The organism is Streptomyces sp. NPDC104367, assembly GCF_055583825.1.
Genome location: NZ_JBVJND010000019.1, coordinates 1 through 19,447 on the forward strand (window position 1 = coordinate 1; position 19,447 = coordinate 19,447).

Consider the following 19,447-nt stretch of genomic DNA (forward strand, 5'->3'; position numbering starts at 1 on the left):
GCGAGCCCCGATCACCTACGAGATCACCGTCCACCCAACACCAACTACCCTGGCCCGAGCCGCATAGACGTGTTCAAACTCCGGGGTCAAGGCCCGTCCTCGGCATGGACCCGATGACCGTACGCGACGTCTTCCACGGCCTGTTCGACGAGGCGGGCGTCCCGCTGACCGTACGGCCGGGCGTCGACGCCTACCTGTCGCGCCGCGCCTGCCCGGTGCTGTCGCTGTCGGCGGCGGCCTCCCTCAAGGCCAAGGGGATCGACGGGGACCGGGAGCAGTCGCTGAGCCGGCACCCCTAGAGCGCGTCGGTCGTCCTGGAGGACGTCGGACACTGGCTGTTCCAGGAGCGGCCGGCCGAGTTCAACGCGCTGGTCCTGGGCTGGACCGAGGCACTGCCGGCCGCCTGACCGCACCCGGACGGGGGCAGGGGGACGGAACGCGGGGGACATGGGTGACAGGGACACGGGGACGACGAGGGTGACGATGCGGTTCGAGGTCCTGGGACCGGTACGGGTCTGGCACGACGGCCGTGAGGTGGGGCTCGGCGCGGCCCAGCAACGCCTGCTGCTGGCCCAGTTGATGGCCCATGCGGGGCTGCCCGTGCCCATGGACGAGTTGCAGCACGCCCTGTGGGGCGAGTCGCCGCCGGGCTCGCCCGCCAACGCGGTCTACCGGCACGTGGGGGTGCTGCGCCGACTGCTGGAACCGGGGCTGCCGGTCCGCGCCCCGGGCCGGTGGCTGGTGCGGGACGCGGGCGGATACCGGCTGCACGCGACGCCCGGGACACTGGACCTGCTGCGCTTCCGCGAACTGGTGCGCCGGGCACGGCAGAACGGGACCCGGGACACGGAGGCGGCCGTACCGCTGCTGCTGGAGGCGCTGAACCTGCGCACCGGGCCGGTCGCCACCGGCGTCCCGGTGGAGGCGCGGTCCCACCCCGCGTTCAACGCGCTGGAGCGCGAGTACCTGGGGGTGGTGAAGCAGGCCGCGGACGTGGCGCTGGCCACGGGCGGGGCCGGGCGGCTGCTCACCGTACTGCACCGCGCCACGGCCGAGCACCCGCTGGACGAACCGCTTCAGGCCCGACTCGTGCGAGTGCTCGCGGCCACCGGGCAGCGGGCGGCGGCGCTCGACACCTGGCGCCTCGTACGGGCCCGGCTCGCCGCCGAACTGGGCGTCGGGCCCGGCTTCGAACTGCGGGCCGCGCAGCAGGAGGCGCTGCGCGAGGACGGCCGTGCGACGCCGGCCGAGCCGGATCGCGGGACGCGGAGCGCACCGGTCCGGCTGACCGTGCTCCCGGACGCCCCGGTGCCCGTCGTCCCCGGTGCGGCCGCCCCGCATCCGACGGCCCCTTTCGTCCGGCCCGCCCAACTGCCCGCCGACCTGGGCTCGTTCGCGGGCCGTCGTGCCGAACTCTCCCATGTGGCGGAGCTGTCCGCGAAGGACGCGTCAGGCGGCCGGATCGCCGTGATCAGCGGGATGGGCGGCATCGGGAAGACGACGCTGGCGGTGCGGTGGGCGCACCGCACCGCCCACCGCTTCCCGGACGGACAGCTGTACATCAACCTGCGCGGTTTCGACCCGGGCGGGATCCCGACGGATCCGGCGCAGGTGCTGCGCGGGTTCCTGGAGGCCCTCGGCGTGCCCCCCGCAGCGCATACCCGCCGGGCCGGACGCCCAGGCCGGGCTCTACCGCAGCCTCCTGGTCCGGCGCCGGGTGCTGATCCTGCTCGACAACGCGCGGGACGCCGAACAGGTGCGCCCCCTGCTGCCGGGCAGCTCCCGCTGCCTGGTGATCGTCACCAGCCGTGACCGCCTCCTCGGCCTGGTCACGGCGGAGGCCGCCCGCCCGCTGGCACTGGACCGGCTGCCGGCCGCCGAGGCCCGCGAGACGCTGACCCGCCGCCTCGGCGCCGACCGCGTCCTGGCCGGCCCCGGGGCCGTCGACGAGATCCTCACCCGCTGCGCGGGACTCCCCCTGGCCCTGGCCCGTCGTCGCCACCCGGGCCGCCGCCCACCCGCACTTCCCGCTGACCGCGATCGCGGACGAGCTGCGGACGGCCCACGGCAGCCTCGACGCGTTCACCGACGCGGACCCGGCCGGTGGCGTACGGGCGGTGTTCTCCTGGTCGTACCGGGCGCTGAGCCCCGGCGCGGCACGCCTGCTGCGGCTGCTGTCCCTGTACCCGGGCCCCGACGCCACGCCGGCGGCCGCGGCGGCCGTCGCGGGCGACGAACCGGCGGCGGTCCGCCGTCTGCTCACCGAACTCACCCGCGCCCATCTGCTCACCGAGCACGCACCCGGCCGGTACGCCTGCCACGACCTGCTCCGTACCTACGCGGCGGAACGCGTGGCGGAACACGAGGACACGGCCGAGCGGGAGGCCGCCGTCCGACGCGTCCTCGACCACTACCTGCACACCGCGCACGCCGCCGGCCGCGCCTACTCGCCGTTCTGGAGGCTCCATCCGCTGCCCGCCGCCGTCCCCGGGGCACGTCCCGAGTCCTTCGCCGACGACCGGCGGGCGCTGCGCTGGTACACGGACGAGGCGCGGGTGCTGTCCGCGGTCGCCGAACGGGCGGTGGCGCGCGGGGAGCACGCCCATGTCTGGGGCCTGGCCTGGGCGCTGGAGCGGTTCATGGACCGGCAGGGCCACTGGCACGACTCCGCCACGCTCCAGCGGGCCGGGCTCGACGCCGCCGTCCGCGGCGGCCACCGCAGGGCCGAGGCCCATGTGCACCGTGGCCTGGCCCGCGCCTCGGCCCGGCTGGAGCGGACGACGACGCCCGCGTCCACATCCGGCGCGCTCTCGGCCTGTTCGCCGAGCTCGGTGACCGGCTCGGCCTCGCGCACGCCCACCGGAGTCACGGCTGGCTCCTCGACCGCCTCGGCGATCACGACGGGGCGCTCGACGCGGCGGGCCGGGCCCTCGTCCTCTACCGGGCCCTCGGCGACCGTCCGGCGGAGACCAGCGCCCTGCACGCGCTGGGCTGGACCCATGTCCTGCGGGGTGAACACCGAAGGGCCGCCGCCTACTTCGAGGAGGCCCTGGAGGGTCTCGCCGGACTCGACGGCACCCGGTACGCCCTGGGCGGTGCCTGGGACAGCCTCGGTGTCGCGCGTCATCATCTCGGCGAGCACCGGCGGGCGGTCGCCGCCTACCAGTGCGCGCTGCGGCTCTACCGCGAGGTGGGCGACCTGTTCAGCGAGGCGGGGACGCTCCGCAACCTCGGTGACACCTACCTCGCCACCGGTGACGCCGGTGCGGCCCGCACGGTCTGGGAACGTGCGTCGCGGCTCCTGGCCGGGACCGATCCGGCCGCGGCCGAGGAGCTCCGTACGCGCCTGCCGGCCCTCGGGGACGAGGTGCCCGCGCCCCGGATCACCGTCGTCACCGCGGCCGACCAGGGCCTGGCGTGAGCTGACGGTACGGGGCATGAGCGGGCTGCGGACGGCACCGGGCCGGCCGGACACCGGTCACCGGTCAGCCGTCCGAGGCCAGCTTCCGCAGCACCCGGGACGAGATCGGCGTGGGCAGGTGGCGCAGGGTGCGGACCAGGGTCGCCGTGGGCCAGGGGAAGTACACCTGCGCCGGTTCCCGCTCCAGGGCTCGTACGACGTGCCGGGCCGCCCGCTCCAGGCTGGTCTGGAAGGGTTTGGGCAGGCCGTCTCCGCTGGTGCGTTCGGTGGCGACGAAGCCAGGGTGCAGGGAGGTGAAGCGGATGCCCTCGGGTTCGAGTTCGACGCGGGCGGTGTCGATCAGCGCGCGGGCGGCCGCCTTCGCCGCCGAGTACGGGCCCTGGCGGGGGATGCCCATCAGTCCCGCCAGGGAGTTGGTGTGGGCGATCAGGCCGCCGGCGGGCTGACCGCGCATCTGCTCGATCAGCGGGACGAGGTAGTTGACCACGACGTCGTAGTTGAGGGCCGTGATCCGTGAGACGTCCGCGACGCTCACCCGGTCCATGCGCATGTCCGGCCCCTGACCGGCGTTGAGGAGTGCGACGTCGACGGGGCCGTACGCCTCGACGGCCGCCGCCACCACCCCGGCGGCCGCCCGTGCGTCCAGCGCGTCCGCCGGGATGTCCAGGCAGGCGCTGCCCGCGGCCCGTATCTCCTGTGCCACGGCGGCGAGTTCGGCCTTCCGCCGTGCCGTGATCACGAGTCGGTTGGCGCCACGGGCGAGCAGGCGGGCCGCCTCGGCGCCGACGATCAGAATCGTCCGGTCGGTGAGGCGTGCCATGTCGTTCCTCCGCTCGGTGCTGCCGGACCTCAAGGGCCTCCAGTGGAACAGGAGTTCCTCCAGCCCGCCGGCCAGAACCCCCTCCCGGCGTCTCGCCTTCACCGCCGATCCGGAGACCGTACCCGAAGGTGGGATGGGGGTCGGGGGTCAGCCGCGGACGCATCCGTTCGGGTCGCGAGGATCACGGGATCGGCGGAGCCCGGGTTCGTTGCGTGGGTGCGTGAGCCGTGCTTGGCTCGGCCGATGAACTTTCTGTTGACGGCGAGCGGGCTGCGCAACGAGTCGCTGCGGGACGCGCTGCGGGAGATGCTGGGCAAGCCGTTCGGATCGGCGAACGTCGTGTACGTTCCGACGGCCTCGGTCGCCGAACCCGGGGACCACGGGTGGTTCGTCGCGAACATGAACCGGCTGCACGGGCTCGGCTGGCGGGAGTTCGACGTCCTGGAACTGAACGGCCTGCCCCGCCCGTCGGTGCTCGACAGGCTGCTCCACGCCGACGTCGTCTACGTCGAGGGCGGCAACCACTACCACCTCGCCCGCAGCATCACCGGCAACGGCCTGGCCGACGGCTTCCTGCGAGCGCTGGAGGGCCGGGTCTATGTGGGGTGCAGCGCAGGATCGATGATCTTCAGCCGTCATCTCACCGGACACTCCGCCGACGTGATCGGTGACACCGGGGACCTCCACGTCCTCGGGGCGACGGCCGTGGAGCCGCCGTTCGGCCTCTTCGACTGGTACCTCAAGCCGCACCTGTACTCACCGGACTTCCCCGAGCGGGACGACGCCTGGGCCGACCGCATCGCCGAGCGGGCGGACTTCCCGATCTACTTCATCGACGACGACACGGCCCTCCGCGTCAGGGACGGCAAGGTGGACGTGGTCTCCGAGGGCCGCTGGCGGTTCCATCCCTTCGAGTGAGTGCCGGTGGATACGCTGATGACCGAAGAGCGGTCCGGAGGGGGGACGGCACGTGTCAGAAGCAGGCGTATCCACCCAGGGTGAATCGGAACGCGTACTCAATCCCTTGTGGATCATCTCCCTCTTCCTCGGCCTCACCGAAGTCACGGTCGGCGTGGCGGCGACGCAGTCCGAGGGCTGGATCCAAGGCATGCTCGCGATCTTCTCCGTGGTGTTCCCGTCCGCCGTGGCTGCGACCTTCTTCACGATCGTGCTCACTCGGCCCTTCGTTCTCTATGCCCCCAGGGACTATCCGAGTTCACCCAGTATCGAGGCGTACGTGACAGCGGTCTCCTCGACGTCCGGCCGGAACCTGCAAAGCATGGAAGCGGCCATCCGATCGGCAGTTGAAGAGGTGGTTGTGCCCCGGCTGCCGGGATCTGCCGACGAGCACCATGAGGAACTCATCGAGGCTGCGGTCCAAGCGGCACAGGCCGATCTGCGCCGCCACTCAGTGGAGGTCGACGTCAGCCGCATCGATCGAAAGTGGCCCGTGAAGCTGCTGAGCTTCCCGCACGAGCTGACGGTGAGCGAACTGCTCGATGCCGTATTCATGGAACTTCAGGACCTCATCGGCGTCTACTCCTACGGCCGCGAGTGGCTGATTCAGGATTCGGTGACCGGCAGGTGTTTCACCGGGATCGGATACACGTACCGGCAAGGGCAGGGACTGGACCCCGGAGACGACCGCAGCCTGAGCCAGATCGGTATCGAGTCCGGGACCCGATTGCTTGCTGTTCCCATGTCCGGTTCGGACCCGCAGCGGTAGTGGAGCGCCGTCACACCGCCCGCGGCGTGCTCAGCGGGGTTCGGGGCCGGAGGTCTTTCGTGGTCAGGCCGGGCCGGGGACGCCGAGGGCGGGGAGTACGGTCTCGGCGACTCGACAGGCCTCTTCCAGGAGCGGGTTGGCGGAGAGGATGAATGTGTCGACGCCCAGTTCCTCGTACTCCCGGAGGCGCTGGACCACCTGCTGGGTGGAGCCCACGACGGCGGTGCCCGGTCCGGGGCGGAACAGGCTCATGCCCGGCCAGAGGTTGGGGTGGGTCTCCAGCTCCCTGGCCCGGGCCGGGACCCGGCCGCCGTGCTGGCGGAACTGCCGCTGCCAGCCGACGCCGTCCTCGTCCCTGCGGTCACCGAGCTGCCGGGCGTACGTGGCCTCGCTGGTGACGTCGAGGAGCCGGTCGGCGGCCGCCCAGGCCTCGTCCTCGGTGTCGCGGACGATCAGGTGCAGCCGCAGTCCGACGCGCAGGGTCCGCCCGTGTGCCGCGGCCCGCTCACGCACCCGCTCCAGTTTCTCCTTGAGCAGGTGCGGTGGTTCGCCCCAGGTCAGGTAGACGTCCACGTGCTGTGCCGCCATCTCGATCCCCGCCGGTGAGGAGCCTCCGAACCACAGCGGGACGTGCGGGCTCTGGACGGGTCGCAGGTCGCCGAACGAGGCGCCGGCGCCCTTGAGGTCGTAGAAGCGGCCCTGGTGGTCGAAGACCTCGCCGGCGGTCAGCCGCTTGACGATCGACCAGTACTCGGCGCTCAGCTCGTAGCGTTCGTCGTGCTCGACGTCCAGGCCGTACTGCCGCAGGGTCTGCGTGGAGCCGTTGACCACGTTGAAGCGCAGCCGGCCACCGAACAGGTTGTCGAAGGTCAGGGCCATCTTGGCCAGCAGCGTCGGTGCGATCAGCCCGGGATGGACCGCGAGCAGCGGCTTGAACCCGGGCCCGGTGGCGGCGGCCAGGGCACTGCCCAGCGGCCAGACGTCGTGCAGGTCGGTGGCGAGCAGGGCACCGCTGAAGCCGAGGCGCTCGACGGTCTGGGCAAGCTGCTGGAGGTAGCGGAGGTCGACCGGTCGACGCCCCTCGGGCTCCCACGGGTAGGCGCCCTCACGCGGGATGATGTACCAGAGAACTTCGGAGGCCATGGTTCGCGGATCTCCTCAGCGGGTGCGGGCGACGGCTTCGGCGACCGTGACGGGGCCGTCGATGAAGCCGGTGCGGGTGAAGATGTCGGCTGCCTGCTGCTGCTCGGCGAGGAACTCCTCGCTCACGTCCTCGATCCGCCAGGGCAGGGCGCGCAGGGCCGTCTCCCAGTCGTCGACCGCGCCGCTCTGGTGGTCGGCCGCGATCGCGGCGGCCTCGCGCGGGTGCGCCTGGGCCCAGGCGTCCGCCCGGCGCAGGGCGCGGGTCAGCGCCTGGACGATCTCGGGGCGCTGTTCGGCCAGCTCCCGCCGGGCGAAGAACACCGAGCGGTCGGTGATGACGTCGCCGGTGCGGACCAGGACGCGGACGCCTCCGGTGCGCAGGGCCCGGGCGAGCTGCGGGCCCTGGGCGACCCAGGCGGCGATGGCGCCGTCCCGCAGCAGCTTCTCGCTGTCCTCGCCGCCGCGTTCGGCGGTGATGTCGGTGGCGTAGGACAGGCCGGCGTCGTCGAGGGCCTTGGCCACGAGATGGGTCTGCCAGGAGCCGATCGCGAGGTGGACGGTGCCGCCCGCGAGGTCGGCGACCTTGTGCACGGGGCTGTCCTCGGCGACCAGGAGGGCCCCGTGGTCGGGGCGCGGGGCGGACACCGCCGTGTAGACGATGTCGTGTCCGGCGGCCTGGGCGGTGACGGGCGGGGTGGAGCCGGTGCCGCCGAAGTCGATCACGCCGTCGGTGAGCAGCTGCCCGGTGCGCACGCCGTCGGTGTAGGTGTGGAAGGCGACGCTCTCCCCCACCGCGGCGAGCTCTTCGGCGGCGTGGTCGAGCCGGGAGAGGTAGTAGAGCGTGGGGTTGCTGTTGTGGACGCCGATGGTGATGGTCATTCAGATCGCTCCTGGAACAGAGGGGTGGGAGGAGGTGGTGGTCACGCCGAGGTCGTCCAGTAGACGCCGGCGCAGGGCGGCGAAGGCCGGGTCGCCGGGTTCGCGGGGGCGGGCAACGGTCACCGGTTCGTCGGTGACGAGTCGGCCGTCGCGCAGGACGCACACGCGGTCGGCGAGACGTACGGCCTCCTCCACGTCGTGGGTGACGAGGAGGACGGCGGGCCGGTGGGCCCGGCAGAGTTCACCGACGAGGTCCTGCATGCGCAGCCGGGTGAGGGCGTCCAGGGCGGCGAACGGTTCGTCCAGCAGGAGGAGTTCGGGCTCGCGGACCAGGGCGCGGGCCAGGGCGACGCGCTGGGCCTCGCCGCCGGACAGGGTGGCGGGCCAGGCCTGGGCATGGTCCGCGAGGCCGACCTCCGCCAGGGCGCGGCGGCCGCGTGCGGCCTCGGTGCGGGGCAGGGCCACGGTCACGTTGGCCAGGACCCGCTTGGACGGCACCAGACGTGGTTCCTGGAAGACGATCGTGCGGGCGCCGGGGACGAGGACCTGTCCCGAGTCCGCTCCGTCCAGGGCGCCCAGGATCCGCAGCAGCGTGGTCTTGCCGCTGCCGCTGGCCCCCAGCAGGGCGACGAACTCGCCGCGTGCGATGGTCAGTTCGAGCCCGTCCAGCACGGTCCGCTCCGCGAAGGCCTTGTGCAGCGCGCGGACTTCGACGGCGGCGCTCACCGGCCTGCCCTCCGCCATGGCATGAGCGCCCGCTCCAGCAGCCGTACGAGGGCGTCGGCCAGCAGTCCGAACAGCCCGTAGACGAGGATGCACACGGCGAGGACGTCCGTGCGGGCGTAGCTCTGCGCCTGGGCCATCAGGTAGCCGATGCCCGCGGTGGCGTTGATCTCCTCGGCGGCGATCAGCGCGATGACGCTCAGGGTCATCGACAGCCGCAGCCCTGCCAGGAGCGAGGGCAGGGCGCCGGGCAGGACCACCTCGCGCACGATCGCCAGTCGGCCCATGCCGAAGCTGCGCATCGCCTCGACGAGTTTGCGGTCCGTGCCGCGGACGCCGCTGGAGGTGGACACGTACATCGGGAAGGTGGTGGCGACGGCGATCAGCAGGACCTTGGCGATCTCGTTGATGCCGAACCAGACCATGAACAGCGGGACCAGGGAGAGGAAAGGGATCGTGCGCAGGGTCTGGAGCGAGGAGTCGAGGAGTTCGTCGCCGAGACGGGTGAAGCCGGTGACGACCCCGAGCACGAGGCCGGTGGTGACGCCGAGCAGGAGACCGAGGCCGGAGCGGGTCAGTGAGGTGGCGAGCGCGTCGGGCAGCTGGCCGTTCCCCCACAGTTCGCCGATCGCGCGGATCACGTCGGCGGGCGAGGCGAGCACGTCGGGGGTGAGCACCCCGGTCGCGGAGGCGGTCCACCACAGCGCGAGCAGCGCGACGGGGCCCAGGGTCCGGGTCGCGGCGCCGTAGCGGCGGGGACGCGGCCGGCGCGGCCGGGGCCCGGGGGTCACCAGGGCCCGGTGCGTCGGCGGTGCCGACGACTCGTGGAGGGCGGTCATGACAGCTTCGTCACGTCGATGAGGTGGGAGGCGATGTCGACCTCGGAGGAGGTGACCTTCTGCGTGGCGTAGAAGCGGGCGACGGCCTTGAACCGTGTGATGTCCGCCGCGGTGATCGGTTCGAGGGTTCCGCCCTGCGCGGTGAACTCGACCTGGACGCTCTTGGCCTTCCCGGCGAGGGCCTGCGGGCCGGCGTCGGTGTTGACGTTCAGATAGGCGGCGGGGTCCTTCTTCTCCTTGACGCTGCCGTCGTGCAGGTACTGGTAGAGCGCCTTGACGACCTCGGGATGCCGGTCGGCGAAGGCGGTGCGTACGGCGGTGAGGGTGTAGTTGTCCGACCCGATGTCCTCGCCGTCGGCCACGAAGTGCGCCTTGCCCGTGCCGATCTCGGCCACCGAGTACGTCGCCCAGACCGCCCAGGCGTCGACCTTCCCGGCGTTGAAGACGGCGGCCGTCTGGTCGGGGCGCAGGTAGACCCGCTTGACCTTGTCCGCGGCGACGCCGGCCTTGTCGAGCGCCTTCAGCAGCAGGTACTCGCCGGTGCCGCCCTGGTTGACGGCGACCTTCTTGCCGACGAGGTCCCGGACGGAGTCGATGCCGGAGCCGTTCTTGACGAGGATGCCCTCGCCGACCGGGTCGGCCGCGGTGGCGGTGAAGAACTTGAATCCGGGTGTCTGCGCGAGGGAGGTGATGCCGGAGGTGATCGAGGCGGTGGCGATGTCGAGCTGGTCGGCGTTGATGGCCTGGGCCGCGGGGGCGAAGGGGCCGGCGCTGCCGGTCCAGGCGACCTCGGCGTGCACCTTGGCCAGGGCCTTGGCGAGGGATCCGTCCTTCTTGCCGACGGCCAGCACACCGGAGTTGCCGGGGTCGGGGATGCGGACGGTGACCGTGGCACCGGAGGATGCGGTGTCCGCCTGGGAGGTGCCGCAGGCGGTGAGCGCGGCGAGCGCCGTGACGGTGGCGAGGGCAGCGGGCAGGAGTCTCGGGATGCGCATGGCGGTCCTACGTGTCGAGGGTGGCGGTCAAGGACTGCGGGAGGGCTCCGGCGAGCCGGAGGCGGGCGCGACGCAGGGGTTCTAGGTCGGCCCAGGCGCGCACGTCGACGGGTTCGGGGAGGAATCCGTGGGCGCGCAGGGCGGCCTCCTGACGGACGAGCAGGTCGAGCCGCCCGTCGCTGAGGTCGGGGTGCAGGGTGCGGTGGGTTCCCTGCCGGTAGGCGCCGTGGACGCCCTGTGCGCCGGCGCCGGTCTCGGCCCCGAGGATGCGGGCGACCTCGCCCGGCCGGGCGGCGGCCCAGTCCGCGGCGCGCAGCAGGACCGCGAGGAACCGGTCCACGAGGTCGGGGTGTTCGTCGAGCAGGTGCTGGTGGACCGTGATGGGACGCGGGGTCCCGTTGTTCACCCGGTGGGTGACGTCGGGCAGTTCGTCGAGTTCCACGGCCGTCCGGGCGCCGGCGCGCTGTGCGGCCTCGACCGCCAGGGCGCCCTTGACGTAGACGGCGTCGACGTCACCGCGGGTGAGGGCGGCCAGTTCGGCGGCCCACTGCCCGGTGTGGCCGTCGGCCGGCACGTCGACCGGTTCCGCGTCCTGGAGACCGAGCCCGGCGGAGGCCAGCGCGCCTTCGAAGCCGCGCAGGGCCATGGCCCGCCAGAAGTCGATGGCGATGGAGTGCCGGGGCACGGCCAGCCGTCGGCCGCGCAGTGCCGCGGACCCGCGGATGCCGGAGTCCGGTGCGACGAGGATCGTCTGCCGCTCCTCGATCCAGGTCAGACCGATCAGTCGGGTCGGCTCCCCGTTGGACCGGGCCCACAGCGCGGGCACGTTGCCGCCCTCGCGGAACAGGGCGGGCAGCGCGTGCGTGTAGTGGGCGCTGCGGACGTCGGCCCGCACGTCGGCCGCGTTGTCCTGGAGGGAGCGGACGGCAATCCCGTCCGGCGCGAACTCCTCGGTGAGCCACTGCCGGTCGGCGGCGATACCGGTCGCGGTGGGCACGGGACAGCGGGTGAACCACAGTGTTTCGGGCAGGGGTGAATGCGTCATGGGCTCTTCCCTGGAAACGGCGCGCGTCGAGGGCGGCGGCCCGTCGAAGGCGGCGGCTATGGGGCGTGACACCGGGCCGGGCGACGGCTGCCGCGCCGTCGCCGCCGTGTCAGCGGATGATCGGGGGGCCGGCCGGCCCGAAGAAGGGCGTCGGATCCGGCAGGACGGGGGTCAGCGACAGACGGCGCTGGAGACGCGGCCGAGGTCGACATGACGGCGGGCGGTCAGCAGGAGCGGCGCGGTGCCGTACATCGCCTCGCCCCTTCCACCGGCCTGCGCCGGTCCGGTTCCGGCGGCGTCACCGCAGCCTGACACGGTCCTTCGGCGTGCGGCAAGCGGCTTCCCATGATGTGGGAGCGGGCGTGAACAGGCTGTTTCGGCAGCTGGCCGGTGATCGTCAGGCTTGCTGCGATGTGGGAACGTCGAGCCAGGTCGAGCAGAGCAGGAGGAGCCGTCACGGTGGCGCAGACACCGATCGCCGGAGCGCAGGCGGTCCAACGGGCCCTCGACATCCTGCACTGCTTCCACGACAACGCGCCCGATCTCAGCGCCTCGGAGATCTCGCGCAGGCTGGGCCTGTCCACGTCGACGGCGCACCGGCTGGCCCGCACCCTTGAGGGCGCCGGCTTCCTGGAGCAGGACTCGAGGACGGCGCGCTACCGGCTCGGCCCCGCGGTCACCGAACTCGGCCGCCTCTCGTATCACCAGCGGGGCCTGCACCTGACCTCTCCCGAGCTGGCGGACCTGGCCCAGCGCACCGGGGCCACCGCCGACCTGGCCCTGCGCAGCGGCCCCCACGCCGTGATCGTGGCCGGCGGTTCGGTCACACCGAAAGTGGGGCTACGGCGTCCCCTGCACTCCACGGCCCTGGGCAAGGTGCTCCTGGCCTGGCCTCGTCCCGGCGAGGGCGGCGCGGAGTCACTGCCGCTGCTCCCGGCCTTCACCGACCGCACCATCGTGGACCGTGAGCAGTTCGCCGCGGAACTGCAGCGCGTACGCGCCCAGCGGTACGCGCTCAACGACGGCGAGTCCGCGCACGGCGTGCGTACCCTCGCCGTGCCCGTCCTCGACCACCTCACCTCCGCGCGCTTCGCCCTCGCCCTGCGCGGCACACCGGACCTGATCACCCCGGACCGCGTCGACTGGTTCCTCGCGCAGGCCAGAACCTGCGCGCAGGCCCTGGAGATCCTGCTCCTCCCCCCGTCGCAGCGCAGGAGCGGTGGTCCCCAGTCGGAGCGATGACGGCGGTCGCCGTCGGCCCGGCACCGCGGCCCACGACGCACTCGTGGCCACGCCGCTGATACAGCCCGATCCAGGTCAGAGCGTGCGCCGCGACGGCCGGCCCGCTGTGGGCACTCGTGCCCACAGCACCTCGGAGCGGGCGTTTTGCCCTATTTAGAGGTGGTTGTTCCGTATCAGCGCGCGATGCTCCGAACATCACTTCCCGCAGAACCGTTGACTATGGACATCCCTGTACCTACGCTCTCGCTTGTCCATGGTTGTCCATACACAAAGCGGTGTGTCGATGAAGATCGCGGTTGTCGGAAGTTACGGTGCCGGCCTGACCATGCGGGTCCCCAAGGCGCCCGCCGCAGGGGAGACGGTCTCCGGTGGGACCTTCGCCCCCGGGCCCGGCGGCAAGGGCAGCAACCAGGCCGTGGCCGCCGCCCGGCTGGGCGCCGACGTCGCGCTGCTGACCGCCGTCGGCGACGACGACTTCGGCCGGGCCGCCAGGGAGCTGTGGCGCGCCGAGGGCGTCGACGCCGCCCACGTCGTCACCGGGCTGGCGCCCACCATGGTCGGGTTCATCCTGGTCGAGCCGTCCGGGGAGAACCGCATCGCCATCGCCCCCGGCGCCCTGGACGAGCTGGACGCCGCCGCCGTGGAGCGCTTCCGCCCCGAGATCGCCTCCGCCGACGTCCTCGTCGTCTCGATGGAGATCCCCGAGGACGCCGTCACCGCCGCGCTCCGCCTCGGCCGCGAGACCGGCACCCGCACCCTGCTCAACCCCGCTCCCGCCCGCCCGCTCCCCGACACCTGCTGGCCGCTGATCGACGTGATCACGCCCAACCAGACCGAGGCCCCCGTCCTCCTCGGGCTCGGCCCGGACCACGGACTCGGCGACGAGGACCTCGTCCGCGCGCTCCAAAAGCGCACCGGCGGGATCGCGCTCCTGACCCGGGGCGGCGAAGGAGCCCTCGTCGCGCAGGAGTCGGGCGTCACCGCGGTGCCCCCGCACCCGGCGGACGCCGTCGTCGACACCACCGGCGCGGGCGACTCCTTCACCGCCGCCCTCGCCGTCGCCCTGGCCGAAGGGCTGCCCGTCGAGCGGGCGGCCGCCTTCGCCGCCGCGGCGGGCTCCCACACCGTCTCCGTCGCGGGCGTCATCCCCGCCCTTCCCACCAGAGACCAGCTGAACGCCCGGATTGGAAACGCCTCGTGACCCTGACCACCTCCACCCCGCCGGCCCCGGCGGCCTCATCGGGCCCCGAGTCCGCCCGGCAGCTCCCCGCGGCGCTGCGCAGGCTCCTGCACGCCCGCGAGGCCGGCGTGTTCGCCGCACTGGTCCTGCTGTTCCTGCTCGGCACCGTGCTCTCGCCGACCTTCGCCCAGTCCGACAACCTGCTCTCGGTGGGCCAGCAGATCGCGCAGATCGGCATCATGGCCGTCGGCGTGACCTTCGTGATCCTCAACGGCGAGATCGACCTCTCGGTGGGATCCACCTACGCGCTGTCCGCCATCTCCACCGGCATGCTCATCTCGGACGGCTGGAGCTGGCCGGCCGCGATGCTCGTCGGACTCGCGGTGGGCCTGGTCGCCGGGCTCGTCAACGGGCTGGCCGTCGTGGTCCTCGGTGTCCCCTCCTTCATCGTCACCCTCGGCACGCTCAGTGTCTTCCGCGGCGTCGCGCTGCTCGTCTCCGACGGCGCCCCGATCTCCCTGCGCTCCTCCCAGCCGGGCGTGGCCGAGTTCAACCTCCTCGGCCAGGGACGGCTGTTCGGCGTGGTGCCGATGCAGTTCGTGTTCTTCGCGGCCGTCGCCGCCGTCGGTGTGGTCCTGCTGGCCCGCTCCCGGTTCGGCTTCAACACCTACGCGGTGGGCGGCAACCAGGAGGCCGCACGGCTCGTCGGCGTCAACGTCAAGCGGGTCAAGCTCGCCGCGTTCGTCCTGTCCGGGTTCACCGCCGGCCTCGCGGGCGTCCTCGGCCTGTCCTTCCTCTCCTACGTGCAGGGCGTGACCGGCCAGGGCCTGGAACTCACCGTCATCTCGGCGGTCATCATCGGCGGCGCCGCCCTCTTCGGCGGCTCGGGCACGATGTGGGGGACCGTCATCGGCGTCGCCTTCATCGGCCTCCTCCAGAACATCCTCAACATCAAGGGCATCTCGTCCTTCTGGCAGACCGTCGTCACCGGCCTGGTCATCGTCGCCGCGGTCGCGGCCGACACCTGGCAGCGCAAGCGCAAGAGCCGCGCCTGACCGCAGCCCCGGCCCGGAACCGTCGGCCCGCTCCCCCGGCCTCGGCTCCCGGATCCGCCTCCCCCTCCCGGTCCGCCATGACCAGGACCCACCGCGCACGGTCCACCGCGCGGCCGCCGCCCCCGGCGAGCCCCCGCCGGTGACCACCGCGCCCCTCACGCCCCACACGCACACCCCCGCTCCCGGCCGGACCGGACGGGCCGCCGAGCCGCGCCGCCCGCCCCTCCCGGAGCACCCGCACACCCGCACACCCGCATCCCGTCCCCGCCCCACCGCCGGACACGACAAAGGAGTCTCCATGTCCCCGCGTTCCCTCCTCAGATCGCTGGCCGCCGCCACGGCCGCCTCGGCAGCCCTCGCCCTCACCGGGTGCGGCGCCGTCACCGCCGCCGACTCGGGCGGCTCCTCCGACGGATCCTTCAAGCTCGCCTCGTACATCCAGCAGCGGATCGACGACGACAAGCCGATGCGGATCAAGCTGAGCTACCACGACCCGTCCCTCGCCTTCGCCACCCCGATCTCCACGGGCATGAAGCGGGCCGGCAAGGAACTCGGCGCCGACGTCTCCCTGATCGGCCCCACCGGCGGTGACGCGGCCAAGCAGGTCTCCGAGATACAGACCCTCATCCAGCAGAAGGCCGTCGACGGACTCGCCGTCTCCTCCGCCTCCAGCGACGCGCTCAAGCCCGTCATCAGCCAGGCCTACAAGGCGGGCATCCCGATCATCTCCTTCAACACCGACAACCCCGACTCCGAGCAGATGGGCTTCGTCGGCCAGGACCTCAAGGGCTCCGGCAAGTCCCAGGCCGAGGAGCTGCGCAAGCACCTCAAGGGCGACGTCAACGGCAAGTCCGTGGTCGTGTTCTCCGTGGACACCGGCGCCGGCTGGTCGCACGACCGCTTCTCCGGGTTCGAGGAGGGCATGAAGGGCAGCGGGCTGAAGATCGTCGGCCCGGTCAACGTCGGCAACGAGCCCAACGCCGCCTACAACACCGTCGAGTCGACGATGTCCGGTCAGTCCGGCGTGGTCGCCGTCGCGGGCCTGGACTGCTGCTCCACCACCGCCGCCGCCAAGTGGGTCGCGCAGTCCGGACACTCCGATACCATCGCCATGGGCGGCTTCGACCTGCTGACGCAGACCGCCGAGTACGTCGACCGGGGCGTCCTGGACTTCACCATCAGCCAGAACCCCACCGAGCAGGGCTACCAGGCCGTCAAGGTGCTGAACGACTTCCTCACCAAGGGGAAGAAGATCAGCGGGGTGGACACCGGCGCCCAGTTCATCACCCGCGCCAACCTGAGCGACGCCACGGTGGAGGACTGATGTCCGCCACCCCGGACCGTCCCGCCGCAGCCCCGGCCCCCGGGCCGAGCACGGCCAAGTCCCCCGCCCCGGCGGCGGACGGGGGTTCCGTGCCCGCCGTCCGCGTCACCGGCCTCTCCCGCAGCTTCGGCCCGGTCCGCGCCCTGCGCGACGTCAGCTTCGACGTCCCGGCCGGCGAGATCACCGCGCTGCTGGGCGAGAACGGCGCCGGCAAGTCGACCCTGCTGAAGATCCTGGCCGGCCTCCAGCCGCCCAGCGAGGGCTCGGTGACAGTCTTCGGCGAGGAGGTCACCTCCTTCGACCCCGGCACCATGCTCGGCCGCCACGGCGTCGCCATCGTCCCGCAGGAGCTGTCGCTGCTGCCCGACCGCACCGTCGCCGAGAACGTGCTCAGCGGGGTCGAGCCCGGCAGCCGCTGGTTCCCGAACCGGCGCCGGATGGCCGAGCGCACCGCCGAGCTCCTCGACCAGCTCGACCTCGCCGTCGACCCCGGCGCCGCCGTGCGCACCCTGGACCTGGCCACCCAGCAACTCGTCGTGGTGGCCCGGTCGGTGGCCCGGGGCTGCCGGGTGCTGATCCTGGACGAACCCACCGCCATGCTCACCCCGGCCGAGGCCGACCGCCTGTTCGCCCTCATGGACCGGCTCAAGAGCGCGGGCACCACCATGCTCTACGTCTCCCACCGGATGCCCGAGGTGTTCCGTCTCGCCGACCACATCCAGGTCCTGCGCGACGGCGGCCACGTCGCCTCCTGGCGCGGCGCCGACACCACCCCCGACCGCGCCGTCGCCGCCATGGTCGGCCGCGAGCTCGGCCAGTTCACCCGCCGCGAGACCGGCCCCGCCGAGCCCGCCGCCGAACCCGTGCTCAAGGTGCGGGAGCTGAGCGGACGACGGCACCGGGACGTCTCCTTCGAACTGCGCCCCGGCGAGATCCTGGGCGTGGCCGGGCTGCCCGACTCGGGCCGGGTCGAACTGCTGCACAACCTCTTCGGCGGTGACCGCGGCACCGGCGGCAGCGTCGAGCTCCTGGGCCGTCCCTACAACCGCCGCAACCCGATCGCCAGCGTCGAGCGCCGGCTCGCCTTCGTCCCCGGTGAACGCCGGGCGCAGGGCCTGCTGACCACCATGAGCGTCGGCGAGAACATCGGCGCCCTCACCACCCGCGCCTTCAGCCGCCTCGGGCTGCTGCGTCGCCGCGCCTTCGACTCCGCGGCCGGTGAACAGGCCAACCGGCTTCGGGTGAAGACGGCCACTCTGAGTCAGCCGATCACCAGCCTGTCCGGCGGCAACCAGCAGAAGGCCGTGCTCGGCCGGTGGCTCGCCATCGACCCCGGTGTGCTCATCCTCGACGAGCCCACCCGCGGCGTCGACATCGGCGCCAAGGCCGAGATCTACGCCCGGCTGTTCGCGCTCGCCGAGGAGGGGCTCGCCATCCTCTGCTCCTCCTCCGACCTGCCCGAACTCCTCACCCTCACCGACCGGATCGCGGTGATGAGCGAGGGCCGCCTGGTGGCCGTCACCGACACCCGCGACGCCACCGAGGAGTCCGTCATGGCACTCGCCACCGGAACCGAGCGGGCGGCCGCCTGACCGGTCCGCACGCCACAGCCCCGTAACCGGCGCCCCGGCCGGACGGCCACCACGGCCCACGACCCACGCGCCCACACCCGACGAACCACGCGTCCGACGCCCCACACCCCACGAAAGGGACCCATCATGAAGCGCTCCGGCATCCTCAACGCCGAACTGAGCGGAGCCCTCGCCACCCTCGGCCACACCGACCTGCTGCTCGTCGTGGACGCGGGCTTCCCGGTGCCGGCCGACGCGCACCGCATCGACCTCGCTCTCGCCGAGAACCTGCCCGACCTGCGCACGGTCCTCGGCCTGATCGCCGACGAACTCGTCGTGGAGGGCGTGGTGCGGGCCGAGGACGTCCCCACGCACAACCCCCGTCTCGACGCCTGGCTGCACGAACGCTTCACCGGCGCCGAGTTCACCACCCGCCCGCACGCCGAGGTCCTCGGCGAACTCGCCCGCAGCGCCAAGGTCGTCGTGCGCACCGGGGCCTTCGAGCCCTGGGGCAACATCGGCCTGTTCTGCGGAGTGGACGTACCGCGCTGGTTCGGCGGCGAAGGCGTCGTCGTACCCGACCAGTACGCGTCCCGGCTCTGACCGACGCCACCGCTACCGCCACCGCTACCGCTACCGCCACCGCCACCGCCACCGCACGTTCCGCCGCAGGCGGCCCTTCCACCGGCAGACCCGCCGCATCCGATCCCAGGGAGACCACCCCGTGTCCGAAACCACCGTCAGCTCCGTCGAACTCGACCTCACCCCGGCCGAGATGGCGCCCTACATCCAGCACACCAAGATCGACCCGGACGCCACGCGCGACGAGATGATCGCCCACGCCCGCGAGGCCGTCACGCACGGCTTCAACGCCGCCATGGTCCCCGCGTCCTGGCTGCCCCTGGTCGTCGCCGAACTCCGCGGCACCGGCGTCCAGGTCGCCTCCGCCCTCGACTTCCCCACCGTCGGCGTGATGACCAGCTCCGGCAAGGCCGCCGAAGCCGCCGAGATCGCCCGTCTCGGCGCCGACCAGCTGGACATCGGCGTCCAGATCGGCTGGCTCAAGAGCGGCCGCTACGACGACTTCCGCGAGGACATCGCCGGCGTCGTCCGCGCCAGCGGCATCCCGGTCAAGGTGATGCTCGAACTCCCCCTGCTCACCGACGCCGAGAAGGAGGCCGCCGTCGAGCTGTCGATGGAGGCCGGCGCCGCCTTCCTGAAGAACGCCAGCAGCGGCCAGATCGAGACGGCGAACCCGGCGAGCGTGGCGTACCTTGTCGAACGGGCGCGCGACGGGGTCCGGGTCAAGGCGTCCGGCTCCATCAAGACCTACCGGCAGGGCCTGGCCCTCCTGCGGGCCGGCGCCTCACTGCTCGGCACCAGCGCCGGTCTGTCCATCATCACCGACACCGGGGACGACACGACGGCCAGCTACTGACCCCGCCACCGCGGCCGTGTCCCGGCAGCCGCCGGGACACGGCACC

General features: G+C 72.7%; 20 protein-coding genes. 12 read left to right on the top strand and 8 right to left on the bottom strand.

The window, feature by feature from the left end:
* Positions 1-104: 104 nt before the first annotated feature.
* From ACZ619_RS26630 to ACZ619_RS26640, 3 genes are all read left to right on the top strand, one after another.
* The gene (locus tag ACZ619_RS26630; protein WP_469603733.1) at positions 105-299 is read left to right on the top strand and encodes a hypothetical protein; all 195 of its coding nucleotides are present in this window, start codon (positions 105-107) and stop codon (positions 297-299) included.
* Positions 300-447: 148 nt separating this feature from the next.
* Complete coding sequence (locus ACZ619_RS26635) at positions 448-1,812, top strand: AfsR/SARP family transcriptional regulator (protein ID WP_469603736.1); 1,365 nt, start codon at positions 448-450, stop codon at positions 1,810-1,812.
* Positions 1,793-3,421, top strand: a complete 1,629-nt coding sequence (locus ACZ619_RS26640) for a tetratricopeptide repeat protein (protein WP_469604144.1) — start codon at positions 1,793-1,795, stop codon at positions 3,419-3,421. The genes ACZ619_RS26635 and ACZ619_RS26640 overlap by 20 nt, the downstream gene beginning before the upstream one ends.
* A 64-nt stretch (positions 3,422-3,485) precedes the next feature.
* Here ACZ619_RS26640 and ACZ619_RS26645 read toward each other — a convergent pair whose 3' ends face one another.
* Complete coding sequence (locus tag ACZ619_RS26645; protein WP_469603738.1) at positions 3,486-4,241, bottom strand: SDR family NAD(P)-dependent oxidoreductase; 756 nt, start codon at positions 4,239-4,241, stop codon at positions 3,486-3,488.
* A gap of 243 nt (positions 4,242-4,484) precedes the next feature.
* On the opposite strand from ACZ619_RS26645, the gene ACZ619_RS26650 reads away from it, so the two are divergent.
* Together ACZ619_RS26650 and ACZ619_RS26655 are read left to right on the top strand one after the other, a co-directional pair.
* A complete protein-coding gene (locus ACZ619_RS26650) occupies positions 4,485-5,159 on the top strand; it encodes a Type 1 glutamine amidotransferase-like domain-containing protein (protein WP_469603741.1) in 675 nt (224 codons plus the stop codon).
* A 52-nt stretch (positions 5,160-5,211) separates the two neighbouring features.
* The gene (locus tag ACZ619_RS26655; protein WP_469603744.1) at positions 5,212-5,967 is read left to right on the top strand and encodes a hypothetical protein; all 756 of its coding nucleotides are present in this window, start codon (positions 5,212-5,214) and stop codon (positions 5,965-5,967) included.
* Between the two features lie 63 nt (positions 5,968-6,030).
* Here the strand turns inward: ACZ619_RS26655 and ACZ619_RS26660 are convergent, their stop codons facing one another.
* From ACZ619_RS26660 to ACZ619_RS26690, 7 genes are all read right to left on the bottom strand, one after another.
* Positions 6,031-7,110 (bottom strand): LLM class flavin-dependent oxidoreductase, encoded by a 1,080-nt coding sequence (locus ACZ619_RS26660; protein WP_469603746.1) that lies wholly within the window; start codon positions 7,108-7,110, stop codon positions 6,031-6,033.
* A 15-nt stretch (positions 7,111-7,125) separates the two neighbouring features.
* Entirely contained in the window at positions 7,126-7,989 is an 864-nt protein-coding gene (locus tag ACZ619_RS26665) for an ABC transporter substrate-binding protein (RefSeq protein ID WP_469603749.1), read from the bottom strand.
* On the bottom strand, positions 7,990-8,733 hold the full coding sequence (locus ACZ619_RS26670) for an ABC transporter ATP-binding protein (RefSeq protein ID WP_469603751.1): 744 nt from the start codon (positions 8,731-8,733) through the stop codon (positions 7,990-7,992). It abuts the gene before it with no gap.
* Entirely contained in the window at positions 8,712-9,551 is an 840-nt protein-coding gene (locus ACZ619_RS26675) for an ABC transporter permease (protein WP_469603754.1), read from the bottom strand. Before ACZ619_RS26675 ends, ACZ619_RS26670 begins: the two co-directional genes overlap by 22 nt.
* Positions 9,548-10,546 carry an NrtA/SsuA/CpmA family ABC transporter substrate-binding protein gene (locus tag ACZ619_RS26680; RefSeq protein ID WP_469603757.1) on the bottom strand — a complete coding sequence of 333 codons (999 nt, stop codon included), beginning with the start codon at positions 10,544-10,546 and terminating at the stop codon, positions 9,548-9,550. Before ACZ619_RS26680 ends, ACZ619_RS26675 begins: the two co-directional genes overlap by 4 nt.
* Positions 10,547-10,553: 7 nt before the next feature.
* Positions 10,554-11,591, bottom strand: a complete 1,038-nt coding sequence (locus tag ACZ619_RS26685; protein ID WP_469603759.1) for an ABC transporter substrate-binding protein — start codon at positions 11,589-11,591, stop codon at positions 10,554-10,556.
* Between the two features lie 171 nt (positions 11,592-11,762).
* Positions 11,763-11,843, bottom strand: coding sequence for a putative leader peptide (locus tag ACZ619_RS26690; protein ID WP_469604147.1), 81 nt, complete (start codon positions 11,841-11,843; stop codon positions 11,763-11,765).
* Positions 11,844-12,002: 159 nt separating this feature from the next.
* Between ACZ619_RS26690 and ACZ619_RS26695 the strand changes: the two genes are divergently transcribed.
* The 7 genes from ACZ619_RS26695 (at position 12,003) to deoC (ending at position 19,401) form a co-directional block, all read left to right on the top strand.
* Positions 12,003-12,833, top strand: a complete 831-nt coding sequence (locus ACZ619_RS26695; RefSeq protein WP_469603762.1) for an IclR family transcriptional regulator — start codon at positions 12,003-12,005, stop codon at positions 12,831-12,833.
* 283 nt (positions 12,834-13,116) lie between these two features.
* A complete protein-coding gene (locus tag ACZ619_RS26700) occupies positions 13,117-14,034 on the top strand; it encodes a ribokinase (protein WP_469603765.1) in 918 nt (305 codons plus the stop codon).
* Positions 14,031-15,068: an ABC transporter permease gene (locus ACZ619_RS26705; RefSeq protein ID WP_469603767.1), complete on the top strand. Its 1,038-nt coding sequence runs from the start codon at positions 14,031-14,033 to the stop codon at positions 15,066-15,068. The genes ACZ619_RS26700 and ACZ619_RS26705 overlap by 4 nt, the downstream gene beginning before the upstream one ends.
* 298 nt (positions 15,069-15,366) lie before the next feature.
* Positions 15,367-16,392 carry a sugar ABC transporter substrate-binding protein gene (locus ACZ619_RS26710; protein ID WP_469603769.1) on the top strand — a complete coding sequence of 342 codons (1,026 nt, stop codon included), beginning with the start codon at positions 15,367-15,369 and terminating at the stop codon, positions 16,390-16,392.
* A complete protein-coding gene (locus ACZ619_RS26715; RefSeq protein WP_469603772.1) occupies positions 16,392-17,984 on the top strand; it encodes a sugar ABC transporter ATP-binding protein in 1,593 nt (530 codons plus the stop codon). The genes ACZ619_RS26710 and ACZ619_RS26715 overlap by 1 nt, the downstream gene beginning before the upstream one ends.
* 126 nt (positions 17,985-18,110) lie before the next feature.
* Positions 18,111-18,566 carry a D-ribose pyranase gene (gene rbsD / locus ACZ619_RS26720; protein ID WP_469603775.1) on the top strand — a complete coding sequence of 152 codons (456 nt, stop codon included), beginning with the start codon at positions 18,111-18,113 and terminating at the stop codon, positions 18,564-18,566.
* A 172-nt stretch (positions 18,567-18,738) separates the two neighbouring features.
* On the top strand, positions 18,739-19,401 hold the full coding sequence (gene deoC / locus ACZ619_RS26725) for a deoxyribose-phosphate aldolase (protein WP_469604150.1): 663 nt from the start codon (positions 18,739-18,741) through the stop codon (positions 19,399-19,401).
* The last annotated feature ends 46 nt before the right edge of the window (positions 19,402-19,447 follow it).

Excerpts from the sequence above, each read along its gene's own strand:
- ACZ619_RS26700 (WP_469603765.1), top strand. The coding sequence starts at position 13,117 with ATGAAGATCGCGGTTGTCGGAAGTTACGGTGCCGGCCTGACCATGCGG.
- rbsD (WP_469603775.1), top strand. The coding sequence starts at position 18,111 with ATGAAGCGCTCCGGCATCCTCAACGCCGAACTGAGCGGAGCCCTCGCC.
- ACZ619_RS26680 (WP_469603757.1), bottom strand. The coding sequence starts at position 10,546 with ATGCGCATCCCGAGACTCCTGCCCGCTGCCCTCGCCACCGTCACGGCG.
- ACZ619_RS26635 (WP_469603736.1), top strand. The coding sequence starts at position 448 with ATGGGTGACAGGGACACGGGGACGACGAGGGTGACGATGCGGTTCGAG.
- ACZ619_RS26645 (WP_469603738.1), bottom strand. The coding sequence starts at position 4,241 with ATGGCACGCCTCACCGACCGGACGATTCTGATCGTCGGCGCCGAGGCG.
- ACZ619_RS26715 (WP_469603772.1), top strand. The coding sequence starts at position 16,392 with ATGTCCGCCACCCCGGACCGTCCCGCCGCAGCCCCGGCCCCCGGGCCG.
- ACZ619_RS26650 (WP_469603741.1), top strand. The coding sequence starts at position 4,485 with ATGAACTTTCTGTTGACGGCGAGCGGGCTGCGCAACGAGTCGCTGCGG.
- ACZ619_RS26660 (WP_469603746.1), bottom strand. The coding sequence starts at position 7,110 with ATGGCCTCCGAAGTTCTCTGGTACATCATCCCGCGTGAGGGCGCCTAC.
- ACZ619_RS26695 (WP_469603762.1), top strand. The coding sequence starts at position 12,003 with ATGTGGGAACGTCGAGCCAGGTCGAGCAGAGCAGGAGGAGCCGTCACG.
- ACZ619_RS26665 (WP_469603749.1), bottom strand. The coding sequence starts at position 7,989 with ATGACCATCACCATCGGCGTCCACAACAGCAACCCCACGCTCTACTAC.
- deoC (WP_469604150.1), top strand. The coding sequence starts at position 18,739 with ATGGCGCCCTACATCCAGCACACCAAGATCGACCCGGACGCCACGCGC.
- ACZ619_RS26670 (WP_469603751.1), bottom strand. The coding sequence starts at position 8,733 with ATGGCGGAGGGCAGGCCGGTGAGCGCCGCCGTCGAAGTCCGCGCGCTG.
- ACZ619_RS26710 (WP_469603769.1), top strand. The coding sequence starts at position 15,367 with ATGTCCCCGCGTTCCCTCCTCAGATCGCTGGCCGCCGCCACGGCCGCC.
- ACZ619_RS26685 (WP_469603759.1), bottom strand. The coding sequence starts at position 11,591 with ATGACGCATTCACCCCTGCCCGAAACACTGTGGTTCACCCGCTGTCCC.
- ACZ619_RS26675 (WP_469603754.1), bottom strand. The coding sequence starts at position 9,551 with ATGACCGCCCTCCACGAGTCGTCGGCACCGCCGACGCACCGGGCCCTG.
- ACZ619_RS26690 (WP_469604147.1), bottom strand. The coding sequence starts at position 11,843 with ATGTACGGCACCGCGCCGCTCCTGCTGACCGCCCGCCGTCATGTCGAC.
- ACZ619_RS26630 (WP_469603733.1), top strand. The coding sequence starts at position 105 with ATGGACCCGATGACCGTACGCGACGTCTTCCACGGCCTGTTCGACGAG.